Source organism: Streptomyces johnsoniae (assembly GCF_031845565.1).
GTDB lineage: Bacteria > Actinomycetota > Actinomycetes > Streptomycetales > Streptomycetaceae > Streptomyces > Streptomyces johnsoniae.
This window is the reverse complement of the sequence record NZ_JAVREV010000021.1, coordinates 109,399-121,604: the sequence shown is the minus strand read 5'-3', so window position 1 is coordinate 121,604 and position 12,206 is coordinate 109,399. Positions and strand designations below refer to the sequence as shown.

Annotated in this window: 11 protein-coding genes; 7 read left to right on the top strand and 4 right to left on the bottom strand. The window is 70.2% G+C overall.

Going from position 1 to position 12,206, the window contains the following annotated elements; translation table 11 throughout:
- Nucleotides 1–13: 13 nt before the first annotated feature.
- Nucleotides 14–1,315, top strand: coding sequence for a Gfo/Idh/MocA family protein (locus tag RM779_RS29555; RefSeq protein ID WP_311620858.1), 1,302 nt, complete (start codon nt 14–16; stop codon nt 1,313–1,315).
- Nucleotides 1,316–1,560: 245 nt separating this feature from the next.
- On the opposite strand, the gene RM779_RS29550 is transcribed toward RM779_RS29555, so the two are convergent.
- Nucleotides 1,561–1,764, bottom strand: a complete 204-nt coding sequence (locus RM779_RS29550; RefSeq protein WP_311620857.1) for a hypothetical protein — start codon at nt 1,762–1,764, stop codon at nt 1,561–1,563.
- 250 nt (nt 1,765–2,014) lie between these two features.
- Between RM779_RS29550 and RM779_RS29545 the strand changes: the two genes are divergently transcribed.
- From RM779_RS29545 to RM779_RS29530, 4 genes are all read left to right on the top strand, one after another.
- Complete coding sequence (locus RM779_RS29545; RefSeq protein WP_311620856.1) at nt 2,015–2,536, top strand: hypothetical protein; 522 nt, start codon at nt 2,015–2,017, stop codon at nt 2,534–2,536.
- A gap of 79 nt (nt 2,537–2,615) precedes the next feature.
- Nucleotides 2,616–3,461, top strand: a complete 846-nt coding sequence (locus RM779_RS29540) for a DUF4097 family beta strand repeat-containing protein (RefSeq protein ID WP_311620855.1) — start codon at nt 2,616–2,618, stop codon at nt 3,459–3,461.
- 63 nt (nt 3,462–3,524) lie between these two features.
- Entirely contained in the window at nt 3,525–4,553 is a 1,029-nt protein-coding gene (locus tag RM779_RS29535) for an ATP-binding cassette domain-containing protein (RefSeq protein WP_394813419.1), read from the top strand.
- Nucleotides 4,550–5,332, top strand: coding sequence for an ABC transporter permease (locus RM779_RS29530; protein ID WP_311620853.1), 783 nt, complete (start codon nt 4,550–4,552; stop codon nt 5,330–5,332). Before RM779_RS29535 ends, RM779_RS29530 begins: the two co-directional genes overlap by 4 nt.
- A gap of 128 nt (nt 5,333–5,460) precedes the next feature.
- Here the strand turns inward: RM779_RS29530 and RM779_RS29525 are convergent, their stop codons facing one another.
- Nucleotides 5,461–6,339, bottom strand: coding sequence for an LLM class F420-dependent oxidoreductase (locus RM779_RS29525; RefSeq protein ID WP_311620852.1), 879 nt, complete (start codon nt 6,337–6,339; stop codon nt 5,461–5,463).
- 64 nt (nt 6,340–6,403) lie between these two features.
- Between RM779_RS29525 and RM779_RS29520 the strand changes: the two genes are divergently transcribed.
- Together RM779_RS29520 and RM779_RS29515 are read left to right on the top strand one after the other, a co-directional pair.
- On the top strand, nt 6,404–6,988 hold the full coding sequence (locus RM779_RS29520) for a TetR/AcrR family transcriptional regulator (RefSeq protein ID WP_311620851.1): 585 nt from the start codon (nt 6,404–6,406) through the stop codon (nt 6,986–6,988).
- Between the two features lie 191 nt (nt 6,989–7,179).
- Complete coding sequence (locus RM779_RS29515) at nt 7,180–8,199, top strand: LacI family DNA-binding transcriptional regulator (RefSeq protein ID WP_311620873.1); 1,020 nt, start codon at nt 7,180–7,182, stop codon at nt 8,197–8,199.
- A 116-nt stretch (nt 8,200–8,315) separates the two neighbouring features.
- Here the strand turns inward: RM779_RS29515 and RM779_RS29510 are convergent, their stop codons facing one another.
- Nucleotides 8,316–11,201, bottom strand: coding sequence for a chitobiase/beta-hexosaminidase C-terminal domain-containing protein (locus RM779_RS29510; RefSeq protein ID WP_311620850.1), 2,886 nt, complete (start codon nt 11,199–11,201; stop codon nt 8,316–8,318).
- Nucleotides 11,202–11,751: 550 nt separating this feature from the next.
- Entirely contained in the window at nt 11,752–12,126 is a 375-nt protein-coding gene (locus RM779_RS29505; RefSeq protein WP_311620849.1) for a DUF488 domain-containing protein, read from the bottom strand.
- Nucleotides 12,127–12,206 lie beyond the last annotated feature (80 nt).

The window sequence follows — 12,206 nt, the reverse complement described above, 5'->3', positions numbered from 1 at the left end:
CCAGGAGCAAGCTGTGGGTACCCGATACGCCTTCGTCGGTCTCGGCCATCGCGCCCGGATGTATGTGGACGCGCTCCTGGGCGACTGGAGCGACACCGGCGAGATCAGCGCCCTGTGCGATGTCAACCAGACGCGTATGAACTACTACAACCGCGCCATCGCGCGATCGGGCCGGTCCGAGGTTCCCTGCTTCGCGCCCGACCGCTTCGACGAACTGCTGGAGCGCGCCGACACCGTCGTGGTCACCACCGTGGACGCACTGCACGCCACCTATGTGTGCGCGGCACTCGACGCCGGCCGGAACGTCGTGGTCGAGAAGCCACTGACCACGGACGCGGCGGGCTGCGCCGCCATCGCCGACGCTGCGGAACGCAGCGAAGGCGATCTCATCGTGACCTTCAACTACCGTTACTCCCCGCGCAATTCGGCCGTGCGCAGGCTCATCTCCGAAGGTGCCGTGGGTCAAGTCACCTCCGTGCACTTCGAATGGCTGCTGGACACGATCCACGGTGCCGACTACTTCCGCCGCTGGCACCGCGACCGGAACTCTTCCGGAGGGCTGCTCGTCCACAAGTCCAGCCACCACTTCGATCTCGTCAACTGGTGGCTGGACGCGGCGGCCGAGCTGGTGTTCGCCCAGACCGACCTGCGTTTCTACGGCGAGGAGAACGCGGCCGCGCGGGGCCTGACCGGTCGCCCGGCGCGCGGGCAGGGGGCGCCGGGACTCGGCAGTGACCCGTTCATCCTGGACGTCTCCGCCGATCCCCGGCTCACCGAGCTGTACCTGCGAGCCGAGCACGAGGACGGCTACATCCGGGATCAGGATGTCTTCGGCCCCGGCATCACCATTGACGACAACATGGCGGTCCTCGTCCGCTATACGAACCGGGCGATGCTCACCTATTCCCTCAACGCCCATGCGCCCTACGAGGGTTACCGAGTGGTCTTCAACGGGACCGAGGGCCGCGTCGAGCTGGATGTCTGCGAACGGGCCTGGACACCCCCGCACGCCGCGATCGACCCCAGCGCCGCGGCCAAGGAGAACGCCGAGGGCACCTGGGAGCGGCTTGTCCTGCACCGCCACTGGGAGAGGGCGCAGGACATCACCATCGAGGGCGGTACGGGAGCACACGGCGGCGGCGACCGGCTGCTGCTCGACGACATCTTCCGCGGCCCGTCCGACGACCCGCTGGCGCGCCCCGCCGGCTACCGCGACGGCATCCGGAGCGTCCTGATCGGCAACGCGGCGAACCTGTCGGCCGAAACGGGTGCCCCTGTCCGTCTGACAGCTGGCGGCACCCGCCTGGCCGACTGACGCCGCAACCGCACGGGACAAGTACCGGGCGGGCCCGGCCGCCGCCATCGGCGAACGCGGCAGGAGGAGAGGGCCTCCGCACCGTTGTCAGTGCTGTTCCCACTCCCTTGACCGGCAGGACATCATGGGTTCTCAGCACCCATTCGCCACCGTCACCCGGGCCCGAGCGGCGTTGAGATCGTTCAGCTCGGCGGTGGCAGCGGTGAGCTGCCCGCTCACCCGGGCCCGGTCCGTTCCCACGTCGTTCAGCACGGCGGCACCGGAAGACGACGCGGCCCCTGTTCGCTGTACCTTCGACCTGCGGACGTGCTCACCCCGGTGGTGGCGGTCAGCGTCTCGAACTCCGGATTGCGTACGTGCACCGTGGTGACGAGGAAGTATCCGTGCTGTTGCCCCTGTTGCCCTTGCTGCTGCCCCGTTTCGGCGACTTGCCGGTCGTCGGGCGCCATCGGTAGCTTCCGGCCGACACCTGCTCCGGCAGGTCGGTAGCCTCGCTCCCGTCCGGAAACAGGATCTTGTAGTCGAGGTCGTGGCACCGCATGGCGCCACATGGCACCGCATGGCACCGCATGGCGCCACCGCGGCCCAGGTCGCCCCCTCTACCATTTCTCCTGGTCAGAGCGGCCATCCCGGCGCTCACCCGACCCGCGGCACCATTAAGGCTTGCGCATGGCGCCATAGTGGTGCCACTATAGCGTCATGGATCTCACCCCGTATGTCGACACCCTCCGCCGCGAGCTGGCGGTGGCCGCCGAGGCCGGCGGGGAGGATGCCCGCGAGCTGGCCGAGCGGCTCACCGCTCCGCTGGAGTCGGCGACCCGGCTGACCATGCTCAATGTGCTCTCCGCCGCGATGGACGAGATCACCCGCGAGCTGGCTCCCGGCTCGGTCGACGTGCGGCTGCGCGGTCTCGACCCCGACTTCGTGGTGACGCCGCCGCCCGCCGTCGACGGCGGCACCCCCGCGGAGCCGGCCGCGCCCGTCGAGTCGTTCAGGACCGCGGCCCCGGCCGACGGCGACGAGGGTGGCACCGCCCGCGTCAACCTGCGGCTGCCGGCCCACCTCAAGGTCCGCGCCGAGGAGGCCGCGAGCCGCGAGGGCCTGTCGGTCAACGCGTGGCTGGTGCGCGCCGTATCGGCCGCGGTCGACGGCGGCACCCGGCCACGTACGCCGGAGAAGACCCAGTCGATCGGACAGAGCATCACGGGCTGGGTCCGCTAGGCGCCCCGCCCATACCACTCCACTCACACCACGTCCCACCAGCGGGGACACCCCGAAGACCCAAGAGGACGGGACAGCCATGCCTTCTTTCGACACTCCGGAACCGATCTCGGCCAGGGCACACCTGGAGGCCGGTTCCATCCGGTTCACCGCGGGCGACCGCCTCGACACCGTTGTCGAGGTGCGGCCCCGCGACCCGAAGCGGGACCAGGACGTCCGCGCGGCCGACCAGACCGAGGTCACGTACGCGAGCGGCGCGCTGACCGTCAGGACGCCCAAGCAGCGCTACCTGTTCGGCCGCACGGGCGCCGTCGACGTGACGGTCGAACTGCCCACGGACTCACGCGTCGATGTGACCGGGGCCTGGGCCCAGGTCCTCGGCGAGGGGCGGCTCGGCGAGGTCCGGGTGAAGACCTCCTCCGGCGACGTCCGCCTCGACACCACCGGCCCGCTGCGGCTGACCGCCTCCCACGGCTCGATCACCGTGGGCCGGGTCCAGGGCAAGGCCGAGGTCACCACCAGTTTCGGCAGCCTGCGCCTCGGCACCGCCGAAGGCCCCGCCGTCCTGAAGAACTCGCACGGCTCCACGACCGTCGGCGCCGCGACCGGCGAGCTGCGGGTGCGCGGTGCCTACGGTGACATCGACATTGCGCGCGCCGAGACCTCGGTCGCCGCCACCACCGCCTACGGCACCCTGCGCGTGGGCGAAGTGTCCCGCGGCGCCGTTCAATTGGAGAACTCCTTCGGCGCCATCGAGGTCGGCGTCCGCGAGGGCACGCCCGCCTGGCTCGACGTCAGCTCCGGCTCTGGCCAGGTGCGCAACACGCTCGCCGCGTCCGAGGCCCCGGAGAACGCCGAGGACACCGTCAAGATCCGCGCGCGCACCCGGTTCGGCAACATCGACATCCTCCGCGCCCGCGCCTGAACATCCACCTGTCATTCCGCTCCAGCCATTCCAGCCATTCCAGCCTTCGAACGGGAGGGCCTCATGCCTTCTTCTGTCATGCCCATGTCCATGCCCACGCCCATACCCAGGCCGGGCGACGGCCGCCAGGTGCCGGCCGCCGTCTCCACCGCCGATCTGCGCAAGTCGTACGGCGACAAGCTCGTTCTCGACGGGATCGACCTGCTCATCCCGGCCGGTTCGGTCTTCGCGCTGCTCGGCCCGAACGGCGCGGGCAAGACCACCACCGTGCAGATCCTTTCCACGCTCATCGCCGCCGACGGCGGGCAGGCCCAGGTCGCGGGCCACGACGTCGCCACGTCACCGGACGGGGTGCGCGCCGCGATCGGGGTCACCGGGCAGTTCGCCGCGCTCGACGACCTGCTCACCGCCGAGGAGAACCTGCTCCTCATGGCCGACCTGCTGCACCTCGGCAAGCGTGAAGGGCGGTCCCGTACCAAGGAGTTGCTTGCGCGGTTCGCCATCGCGGACGTCGCGCACAAGCGGGCCGCTACCTTCTCCGGCGGTATGCGGCGCCGGCTCGACATCGCCATGACGCTGGTCGGCGACCCGCAGGTGATCTTCCTGGACGAGCCGACCACCGGGCTCGACCCGCGCAGCCGCCGCACCATGTGGGACACGGTGCGCTCGCTGGTCGCGGGCGGCACCACCGTCTTCCTCACCACCCAATACCTGGAGGAGGCAGACCAGTTGGCCGACCGGATCGCCGTGCTCGACGGCGGCCGGATCATCGCGGAGGGCACCGCCGACGAACTCAAGGGGCAGATCCCCGGCAGCCACGTGCGCCTGCGGTTCACCGACCCCGCCGAGTACGAACGCGCGGCCGCCGCCTTCCCCGGCGCGGCCAGGGACGACCAGGGCCTCGCCCTGCGCGTGGCGGGCGACGGCGGTCTCGACGCGCTCCGCGCCCTGCTCGACCGGCTCGACGCCGCCGGGGTCCTGGCCGCCGACTTCTCCGTGCACACCCCCGACCTGGACGACGTGTTCCTCGCCCTGACCGGCGACGGCACCGCCCACACCACCCCGCCTCACGTCAAGGAGACCCCGCGATGAGCACCCTCACCTACGCCGTCCACGACTCGCTGACGATGCTGCGGCGCAACCTGAAGCACGCGATCCGCTATCCGGCCGTGGGATTCGGCAGCGCCATGATGCCGATTCTGATGCTGCTCCTGTTCGTGTACGCCTTCGGGGACTCCCTCGGCGCCGGCATGGGCGGCGGCCGGGACGCGTACCTGGACTACCTGACGCCCGGGGTCATCATCATGGGGGTGGCCGCCGGTTCGATGTCGACCTCGATCGCGGTCTGTTCCGACATGACCGAGGGCATCATCAACCGCTTCCGCACCATGAACATCACGCGCTCGTCGTTCATGACGGGGCATGTCATCGGCAGCGTCATCCAGACGATGGTGTGCATCGTCCTGGTCGTGGGCGTCGCGCTCGCCGTCGGCTTCCGGTCGGACGCGAACGCGCTGGAGTGGCTGGCCGCGGCCGGCCTCCTGGCGACCATCGCGTTCGCGGTGACCTGGCTGTCGGTGGCGCTCGGCATGATTTCCAAGACCGTCGAGTCCGCGAGCAACAAGCCGCTGCTGGTCCAGTTCCTGCCGTTCCTCGGCTCCGCCTTCGTACCGGCCGACTCGATGTCGCCGGGCCTGCGCTGGTTCGCCGAGAACCAGCCGTTCACGCCCATGACCGAGACGCTGCGCGGCCTGCTCTCCGGCTCGGAGATCGGCGACAACGCCTGGATCGCGCTCGCCTGGTGCGCCGGCATCGCCCTGGTCGGCTACGTATGGTCGCGCTCACTGTTCAACAGCACCACCAAGCGCTGAGAGCCCAGCCGACAACGTCGGTCGCTTCCGCAGCACCCGTGCCCGGCGTGCAGCCGTCCGAACCGGCGGCGGCCGCCCGGGCCCGTGCCGGGAAGCCGCTCCGCTCCGCCGTCACGCGCGTGACGTGCTCAGTCCGCGCCGACGCGGTCACCCGACGGCTTCGCGGGGCCCGTGGCGGGGCGGAAGCCGGCGAGGCGGTCGAGTTCGCGCAGGATGTCGTCGGGGTTCTCGTGATCGGGCAGTTCGAACAGGACTCGGTCCACCCCGGCCTCCTGATAGGGCCCGAGGGCGTCCGGGCTGCCGCCGTACAGGGTGACGTTCACCGTGCGACCGGCGTCCGCGGCCCGCCTGCGCAGGGTGGTGATGCGTGCGCCGAGCTGCTCGGCCGTGAACAGGGGCAGCGGCAGCCAGCCGTCGCCGTGGCTGAGCACGCGGTCCAGCACGGTCGGCCCGACGCCCCCGATGAGCACCGGCAGTCGGCGCGCGGGCTTGGGCCAGGACCAGATCGGGTCGAAGTCGACGAACTCGCCGTGGAACTCCGGCTCTTCTTCGGTCCATATCTTCCTCATGGCCGCGACGTGTTCCAGCATCCGCGCCAGCGGCCGTGCGGGGTCGACGCCGTGGTTGGCCATCTCCTCGGCGTTCCAGCCCGGGCCGACGCCCAGCTCGAACCGCCCGCCGGAGATCCTGTCCACGCTCGCGACCTGTTTGGCCAGGGTGATGGGGTGATGCTGGTTGACCAGCGTCACCCCGGTCCCGAGCCGGATGCGCTGGGTCGTGGCCGCGATCGCGGCCAGCGCGGCCAGGGGGTCGAAGGTGTGCGCGTAGTGGCGCGGCAGCGGCTGCGCCTCCGGCGCGCCCACCGGCCACGGGGTCAGGCGGCTGGTCGGGATGTGCGTGTGCTCGGTGAGAAACAGCGAGCCGAACCCGCGTTCCTCCACCGCTCGCCCCAGCTGGACGGGGTCGATGCCGTAGTCGGTGAGGAAGGTGACGATGCCGTGATCCATGCCCCGAGCATGCCACAAGTGCCAGAGCTATGACACTTAACGGCGGGGGTGCTAGCGTGACACGGTGACGCAGAGCAGGAACGGGCACGTGCGGGCGGACGCCCGGCGCAACCGGGCCGCCATCGTGACAGCGGCCCGCGCGGCCGTGGAAGAGCTGGGCGATGAGGTCCCCCTGGAGCAGATCGCCCGGCGGGCGCAGGTCAACGCGCGCACGCTGTTCCGGCACTTCCCCACCAGGGACGACCTGTTGGCGGCGGTGCTGGAGGACTACTTCGCCGAGCGGGTGGAGCCGGTGCTGCTACGGGCTGCCGCCGACCCCGACCCGCATCGCGCGCTGGTGACCGTGTTGACGGAGACGACCGCCGCGGTGGTCGAGCACCCGGGAATGCTCGCGCTGATCAGCGGCGGCACCCGGGCCGCCGACATCATGACCCGCCACCTGCGGCCACTGGCCGGCATCCTGTCCCGGGCCCGGCAAGCCGGCGTGGTGCGGGCCGACCTCACGCCGGACGACTTCCCGTGCCTGGTCACCATGCTCGTGGCCAGCGCCGGTCACGCCGGCCGGGGTTGGTCCCGTTATCTCGCGCTCATGCTCGACAGCCTCCCCCCGGCGGCCGCCCACACGCCACTCCCCCCGGCCGGAACGTGATGGTGACCAGGCTCCGCGGGGCGGCCAGGCGCCCTGGGGCGCCTGCACCCGCGCCACACCGCGGCGCAGGGCAGCGACGCGGGACGCCGGAGCTCCGGCGCCGGACCATAAGCTCTTTCCGCTGGTGCTGTACAACGCCGAGGTACGAGGGGGAGGCTGTGGAACGCCCCGCACGCAAGCGCCATGTCGCCATGTCGGACGTCGCCATGCTGGCCGGGGTGTCCGCTCAGACGGTCTCGCGCGTCGCCAACGGCCATACGACGGTGAAGGAGTCGAACAGACAACGGGTACTGGCGGCGATGAAGCAGTTGGGGTACCGCCCGAACAGCGCGGCGCGCGCCCTCAGACGCGGTGAGTTTCGAACGATCGGCGTCATCATCCTCTCGCTGTCCTCAACGGGCAACGTGCGCATCCTGGAGGCCATCGCCACCGCGGCCGCCCGCGAGAGTTACGCGGTCACGCTGCTGCCGGTTTCCGCGCCGACGGAGCGGGAGGTGCGCGGCGCGTTCACGCGGTTCAGCGAGTCGGCGGTGGATGGGGTCATCGCCGTCATGGGCGCCGAGTTGCTCGACTCGCCGACCGTCTCCCTGCCTCCGAACGTCCAGGTAGCGGTCTCCGACGCCCACGCCGGAGACCGGTACAGCGTGGTCGACACCGACCAGGTGAACGGCACCCGGGAGGCCGTGCGGCATCTGCTGGACCTCGGGCACCGGACCGTGTGGCATCTGGCCGGCCCGGAGGAGTCGTTCGCGGCCCGGCGCCGGGCGGCTGCCTGGCAGGCCACGCTGGCGGAGGCCGAACGGGAGATCCCGCCGCTTGTGCACGGGGACTGGTCGGCAGAGTCGGGATATCGGGCAGGACTGCGGCTGGCGGCGGAATCGGGGTGCACAGCCGTATTCACGGCCAACGATCAGATGGCGCTCGGCCTGTTGCGGGCCCTGAACGAGACGGGTCGAGAAGTACCGGGGGACGTGAGCGTAGTCGGCTTCGACGACATCCCCGAGACGGTTTCCTTCCTGCCGCCGCTCACCACGGTGCGCCAGGACTTCGCCACACTCGGCCGCCTGCTGGTCGAGGGTGTGCTCCGTCGGCTACGCACCGACTCGGTCGAGCCCGGCATCACCCTGGTTCCCACGCACCTCGTCGTGCGCGCCAGCACCGCTCCCCCCGGTGTCCCGGAGGGCGCACGTCCGGCAGGGTGGCACGGCTGAACTTGTTCCGGTGAACTTGTCCGGGGCGATGACGGGCGTCGGGCCGGCCGGGGCGGGGAGGTGTGCTCGGTCCCGCCCCGGTCCGGCCGTGCCGTTATGTGATCGGGGTGCGCTGTTTACCTGTCGCGGACCGTGACCTGCCACGCGTCGGACCACGGCGTCTTCGTGCCGTCGTCCAGGACGGCCCTGACCCGCCACCAGTAGTCGCCGTGGCGGACGTTCCTGGCCGTGACGGCGGGCTCGCGGGTGGAGCGCTGCCACTTGCCCTCGGTCAGTTCCTCGTTCCGGAAGGACTGGAACTCGTACCGGCGGGCGTTCTCGACCGGCTCCCAGGCGAAGCCCACGTCATCGTGCCGGACCGTGGTGCCGTCCTCGGGAGCGGCGAGCTGCGGCCCCTCGGGCGCGGTGTCCTGACCGGAGCCGTACACGGACACCTCGTACAGGCCGCGGGCCCAGGCCGCATCCCGGCCGTGCGCGAGGTCGAAGGAGCTGTACACGTCGACGCGGACGTACCGGTACTGGCCTTCGAGGGCGTGGTTCTGGTAGCCGATCCTGAGGTTGGAGGTGTTGTCGGCGAGCTCGGTCCACCGTTCACCGTCGTTGCTGGCGCTGACGGCGTAGCGGTGGACGTTGTCGGAACCGCTGACGGTCTTGAAGGACAGGCCGATCCAGGACAGTTCGGTGGGCTCGCCGAGGTCGACCTGCCAGTGGAACGGCATGCCCTCGCTCTTGAAGAACTGCTCGGTGTCGTCGTGGATGTCGAGGTCGTGGTCGATGCCGTCGTTGGCCTGCTCGGCGTTGTAGTGCCGGTAGATGCCCTCCTGTTCCTCCTGCTCCGGGGTCGTCTCCCAGTCCCCGCCCTCCTCCGCCGGGGCGCCCACGGGCACGTCGACCTGCGGGCTGGCCTCGACGGGCTGATTGAGCGAGACGAGCTCCCAGTCCGGCTCGTTGATGCGCCCGCCTGCGACGTCGACGTCGAGTTCTGGGGTGAAGGAGAAGTCGACCAGGCCGTTGCCGTCGTTGCCCGCATCATCGATGGTCAGCGGCATCCACACGTAGGTGGACCGGGACAGCAGGTCCGGGCGCCACCGGTCGCCCATGTAGACGTACTCGGGCTCGGCCTCGGTGCCGATGTTCAGGATGCGGGTGGGCTGGCTGTGGTAGGCGGTGTTATCGCCGACGGGCTGAAGAGCGGACCAGATCGACTGCCCGTTGCGGTAACCGTGTTCGTCCCTGGGCTGGTCGAACCCGGCGTCGAGGTCTTCCGTGCGGCCGTACTGGGTCTGGTTGGGGTACCAGCCGGACTGACTTGAGGTCAGCAGGTAGACGTACTGGCCTGCCGTGCCGCCGTGCCGGACCAGGGCCGGGGCCTCGCGGTGGTCGCCGACGTACATGTCGTACTCAAGCTCCGGCACCACGTCGGTGAATTCGTCGTTCAGTTTCCACACCCGCATGTAGATGTGGTCCTGCGCGGTGATCAGGTAGGCGTCGCCCGTCTTCTCGTCCTGGTAGACGGTGAGGTCGCGGGAGCCGAAGCCGATGTTCTCCCCGCGCTGGGCCGGGTCGGGGTCCTGGCCGTCCATCGTGTAGTACACCTCGGCCCCGTAGGACGGGGAATACACCCGTAGTTCCTTGTAGCCGAAGCCGTCATAGGTCCCCGAGGGCCGGTTGAGCACCGGACGGAACAGCGGCACGTCGGCCGGGTCCTCGGCGACCTCGTAGGTCACCTGCGTCTCCTCGCTCGTCTCACCGTCCAGGACCGCGACCGCCCGCACCGTCGTCCGCTGCCCCGCCTCGCCCGCCAGGGACAGACGCATGCCGTCCCAGTACCGTTGCCTGGCCTCGTTGGACCCGTCCGCCGGGTCCGAGCCATCGGTGGTGAAGTACAGCTGGGCGCCGTCGGTGTTGGTGGTGACGAACGCCGAGTCCTGGCCGTTGACGAACACCACCTCCTCGGAGGACGACTCCTCAAGCGTCGGGTGCAGGCCGGGCGCGGCCAGTTCGGCGCGTTCCCCGCCCGGGTCCCCGATGACGTAGTCCGCCGTCGCCACCGCCGAGCTCTCCTCGGTCGGGTAGCGCACGATGTAGCTCCCGGTGGAAGTGTTGTAGTCCGCCGAGTAGGTGTCGTACGCCGACCGGTCGAACTCCTCCATCCGGTACGTCTGCGCCTTGAGCGTCATGTCGTGCGCGATGTCGTTCAGGTGGTAGCTCCACCCATTACCGGCCTGGCTGGTGCCGTAGTCCTCGTCGGAGACGTACTGGAGGTCCTCGGGACTGTCCGCGTCCGGGGCCTGATACTGGTGAACCCGCGGGGGATAGTCGGCCTGGGCCGGCCGGTAGGCGTGCTCGGTGTTCGTCTCGTCGCGCGCGGCGGTGTCCCAGTCCTCGATCAGCGCGCCGGCACGGTCGCCCATCGCCTCCGCGCCCTCGTTGCCCGCACCCGGCCGGAAGTGCCCCTTCTCCGTGATGGTGTAGGGACCTTCGATGTCGTCCGCGGTGGCCACGATCACCTCGGAGGCGGCGTAGTTCCCCGGCATCTCGTAGTGGCCCCAAAGGACATACTTGCCCGTCTCCTCGTTGTACAGCAGCTTCGGCCGCTCCACCTTGGAGTGGGCGAGAATCCTGTTCCCGTTCACATCGGCCGAGTCGACGGAGAGAATCGCGCCGGCGTTCTCCCAGTTCTCCAGATCGGTCGACTTGTAGAGATTGACCCCGCCGAACGCGGCGCTCCCGTGGGCCTTGTTCTCACCCACCCAGTAGTAGGTGTCCCCGACCTTGAGGAACCCACCGCCGTGCGCCTGGATGGCGTTCCCGTCCGTATCCAGCCAGGTCTGCCCGTTCGGGATCGCGTCGTACGCGGACGCCTCCGTGGACGCCTCCGTGGACGCGGCCGTCGCCGTCCCCGCGGTGATCAGGGCTGTCGCCGGGAGGAGCCCCAGGGTGAGGGTCGCGGCGAGCGTCAGGGCTCCTGCCCGCGACGCTCGCCACCTTCTGTGTCGCATCGTCGTCGTTCTCCTTGCGTCATCGGCCGGGGCGCGCAGGGCGCCCGGAGCTGACCGGTTGTGTGGGCAGGGCGGTGCCCCCGGGCTTCGGGTGACACGGGTGTCGCGACCGAACGGGAGCGTGCCGTCACTGACGACCGGCTGGACAACTCCCCGCCCGCGAGCATCGGTGAGGCAGCCTCAGGCGGAAAGTTCACGTAAACATTGCGGCCTCAATGCAGGCAAGTATGGCGTCGCCGCCTCGACGGTCAAGGGGGTACGCACAAGAAACCTCAAAAACCAACGCACGGGCGGGACGTGCGGGGTACCTGGTGATCGCCCGCACAGGCACCGGGCTTCCCAGGGCAGGGCGGGTCACCCGACACCGGAAGGGCGGCCGGGTGGCCCTGCCCGAGTGGGTTGACACCGTTGGATTTTGGGCTTTCCTGTGCGCACCCCCTTGACGGCGCGCGCGGCAGGTCCATACTGGCGAGTGTCGACCCAAAGACGTGCACGCAACCTGCCCCGCCACGGCGGGCTTTGAGGGGGTGGGTGGCCGGACGCGGCGGGGTCAGGAGCCGGTGGAGCGGCTGCCGGTCAGCCATTCCGCCAGAACGGCCGCCTGGCTGTGGTCGACGTCCTTGCTGGCGGTCAGGAGCGTCAGCCTGCCGCGCCCGGCCAGGTCGCGCAGATGCCCGGCCGCCTGCCGGTGCCCGGCATCGCGCAGCTCCGCGAGGTAGCGGCGCCGGAACTCGGCGTAACGACCGGGGGTGTGCCCGTACCACTTGCGCAGCTCCGTCGAGGGCGCGACGTCCCGCAGCCACTCGTCGAGGTGCGCGTCCGCCTTGCGTATGCCCCGCGGCCAGACCCGGTCGACGAGTATCCGCTTGCCGTCCTCGGCGGAAGTCTCCTCGTAGACCCTGCGACAGGTGATCTCTCCGGCCATCATCCTCACCCTTTCCGGAATGGGCATCTCGGTCGGTTTGTCCATTTTAATGGAGATCGCCCGACGCTGACGGCGGTCGG

Coding starts and splice junctions, on each gene's coding strand:
- RM779_RS29550 (WP_311620857.1), bottom strand. CDS start 1,764: ATGGCGCCCGACGACCGGCAAGTCGCCGAAACGGGGCAGCAGCAAGGG.
- RM779_RS29545 (WP_311620856.1), top strand. CDS start 2,015: ATGGATCTCACCCCGTATGTCGACACCCTCCGCCGCGAGCTGGCGGTG.
- RM779_RS29540 (WP_311620855.1), top strand. CDS start 2,616: ATGCCTTCTTTCGACACTCCGGAACCGATCTCGGCCAGGGCACACCTG.
- RM779_RS29535 (WP_394813419.1), top strand. CDS start 3,525: ATGCCTTCTTCTGTCATGCCCATGTCCATGCCCACGCCCATACCCAGG.
- RM779_RS29530 (WP_311620853.1), top strand. CDS start 4,550: ATGAGCACCCTCACCTACGCCGTCCACGACTCGCTGACGATGCTGCGG.
- RM779_RS29525 (WP_311620852.1), bottom strand. CDS start 6,339: ATGGATCACGGCATCGTCACCTTCCTCACCGACTACGGCATCGACCCC.
- RM779_RS29515 (WP_311620873.1), top strand. CDS start 7,180: ATGTCGGACGTCGCCATGCTGGCCGGGGTGTCCGCTCAGACGGTCTCG.
- RM779_RS29510 (WP_311620850.1), bottom strand. CDS start 11,201: ATGCGACACAGAAGGTGGCGAGCGTCGCGGGCAGGAGCCCTGACGCTC.
- RM779_RS29505 (WP_311620849.1), bottom strand. CDS start 12,126: ATGGCCGGAGAGATCACCTGTCGCAGGGTCTACGAGGAGACTTCCGCC.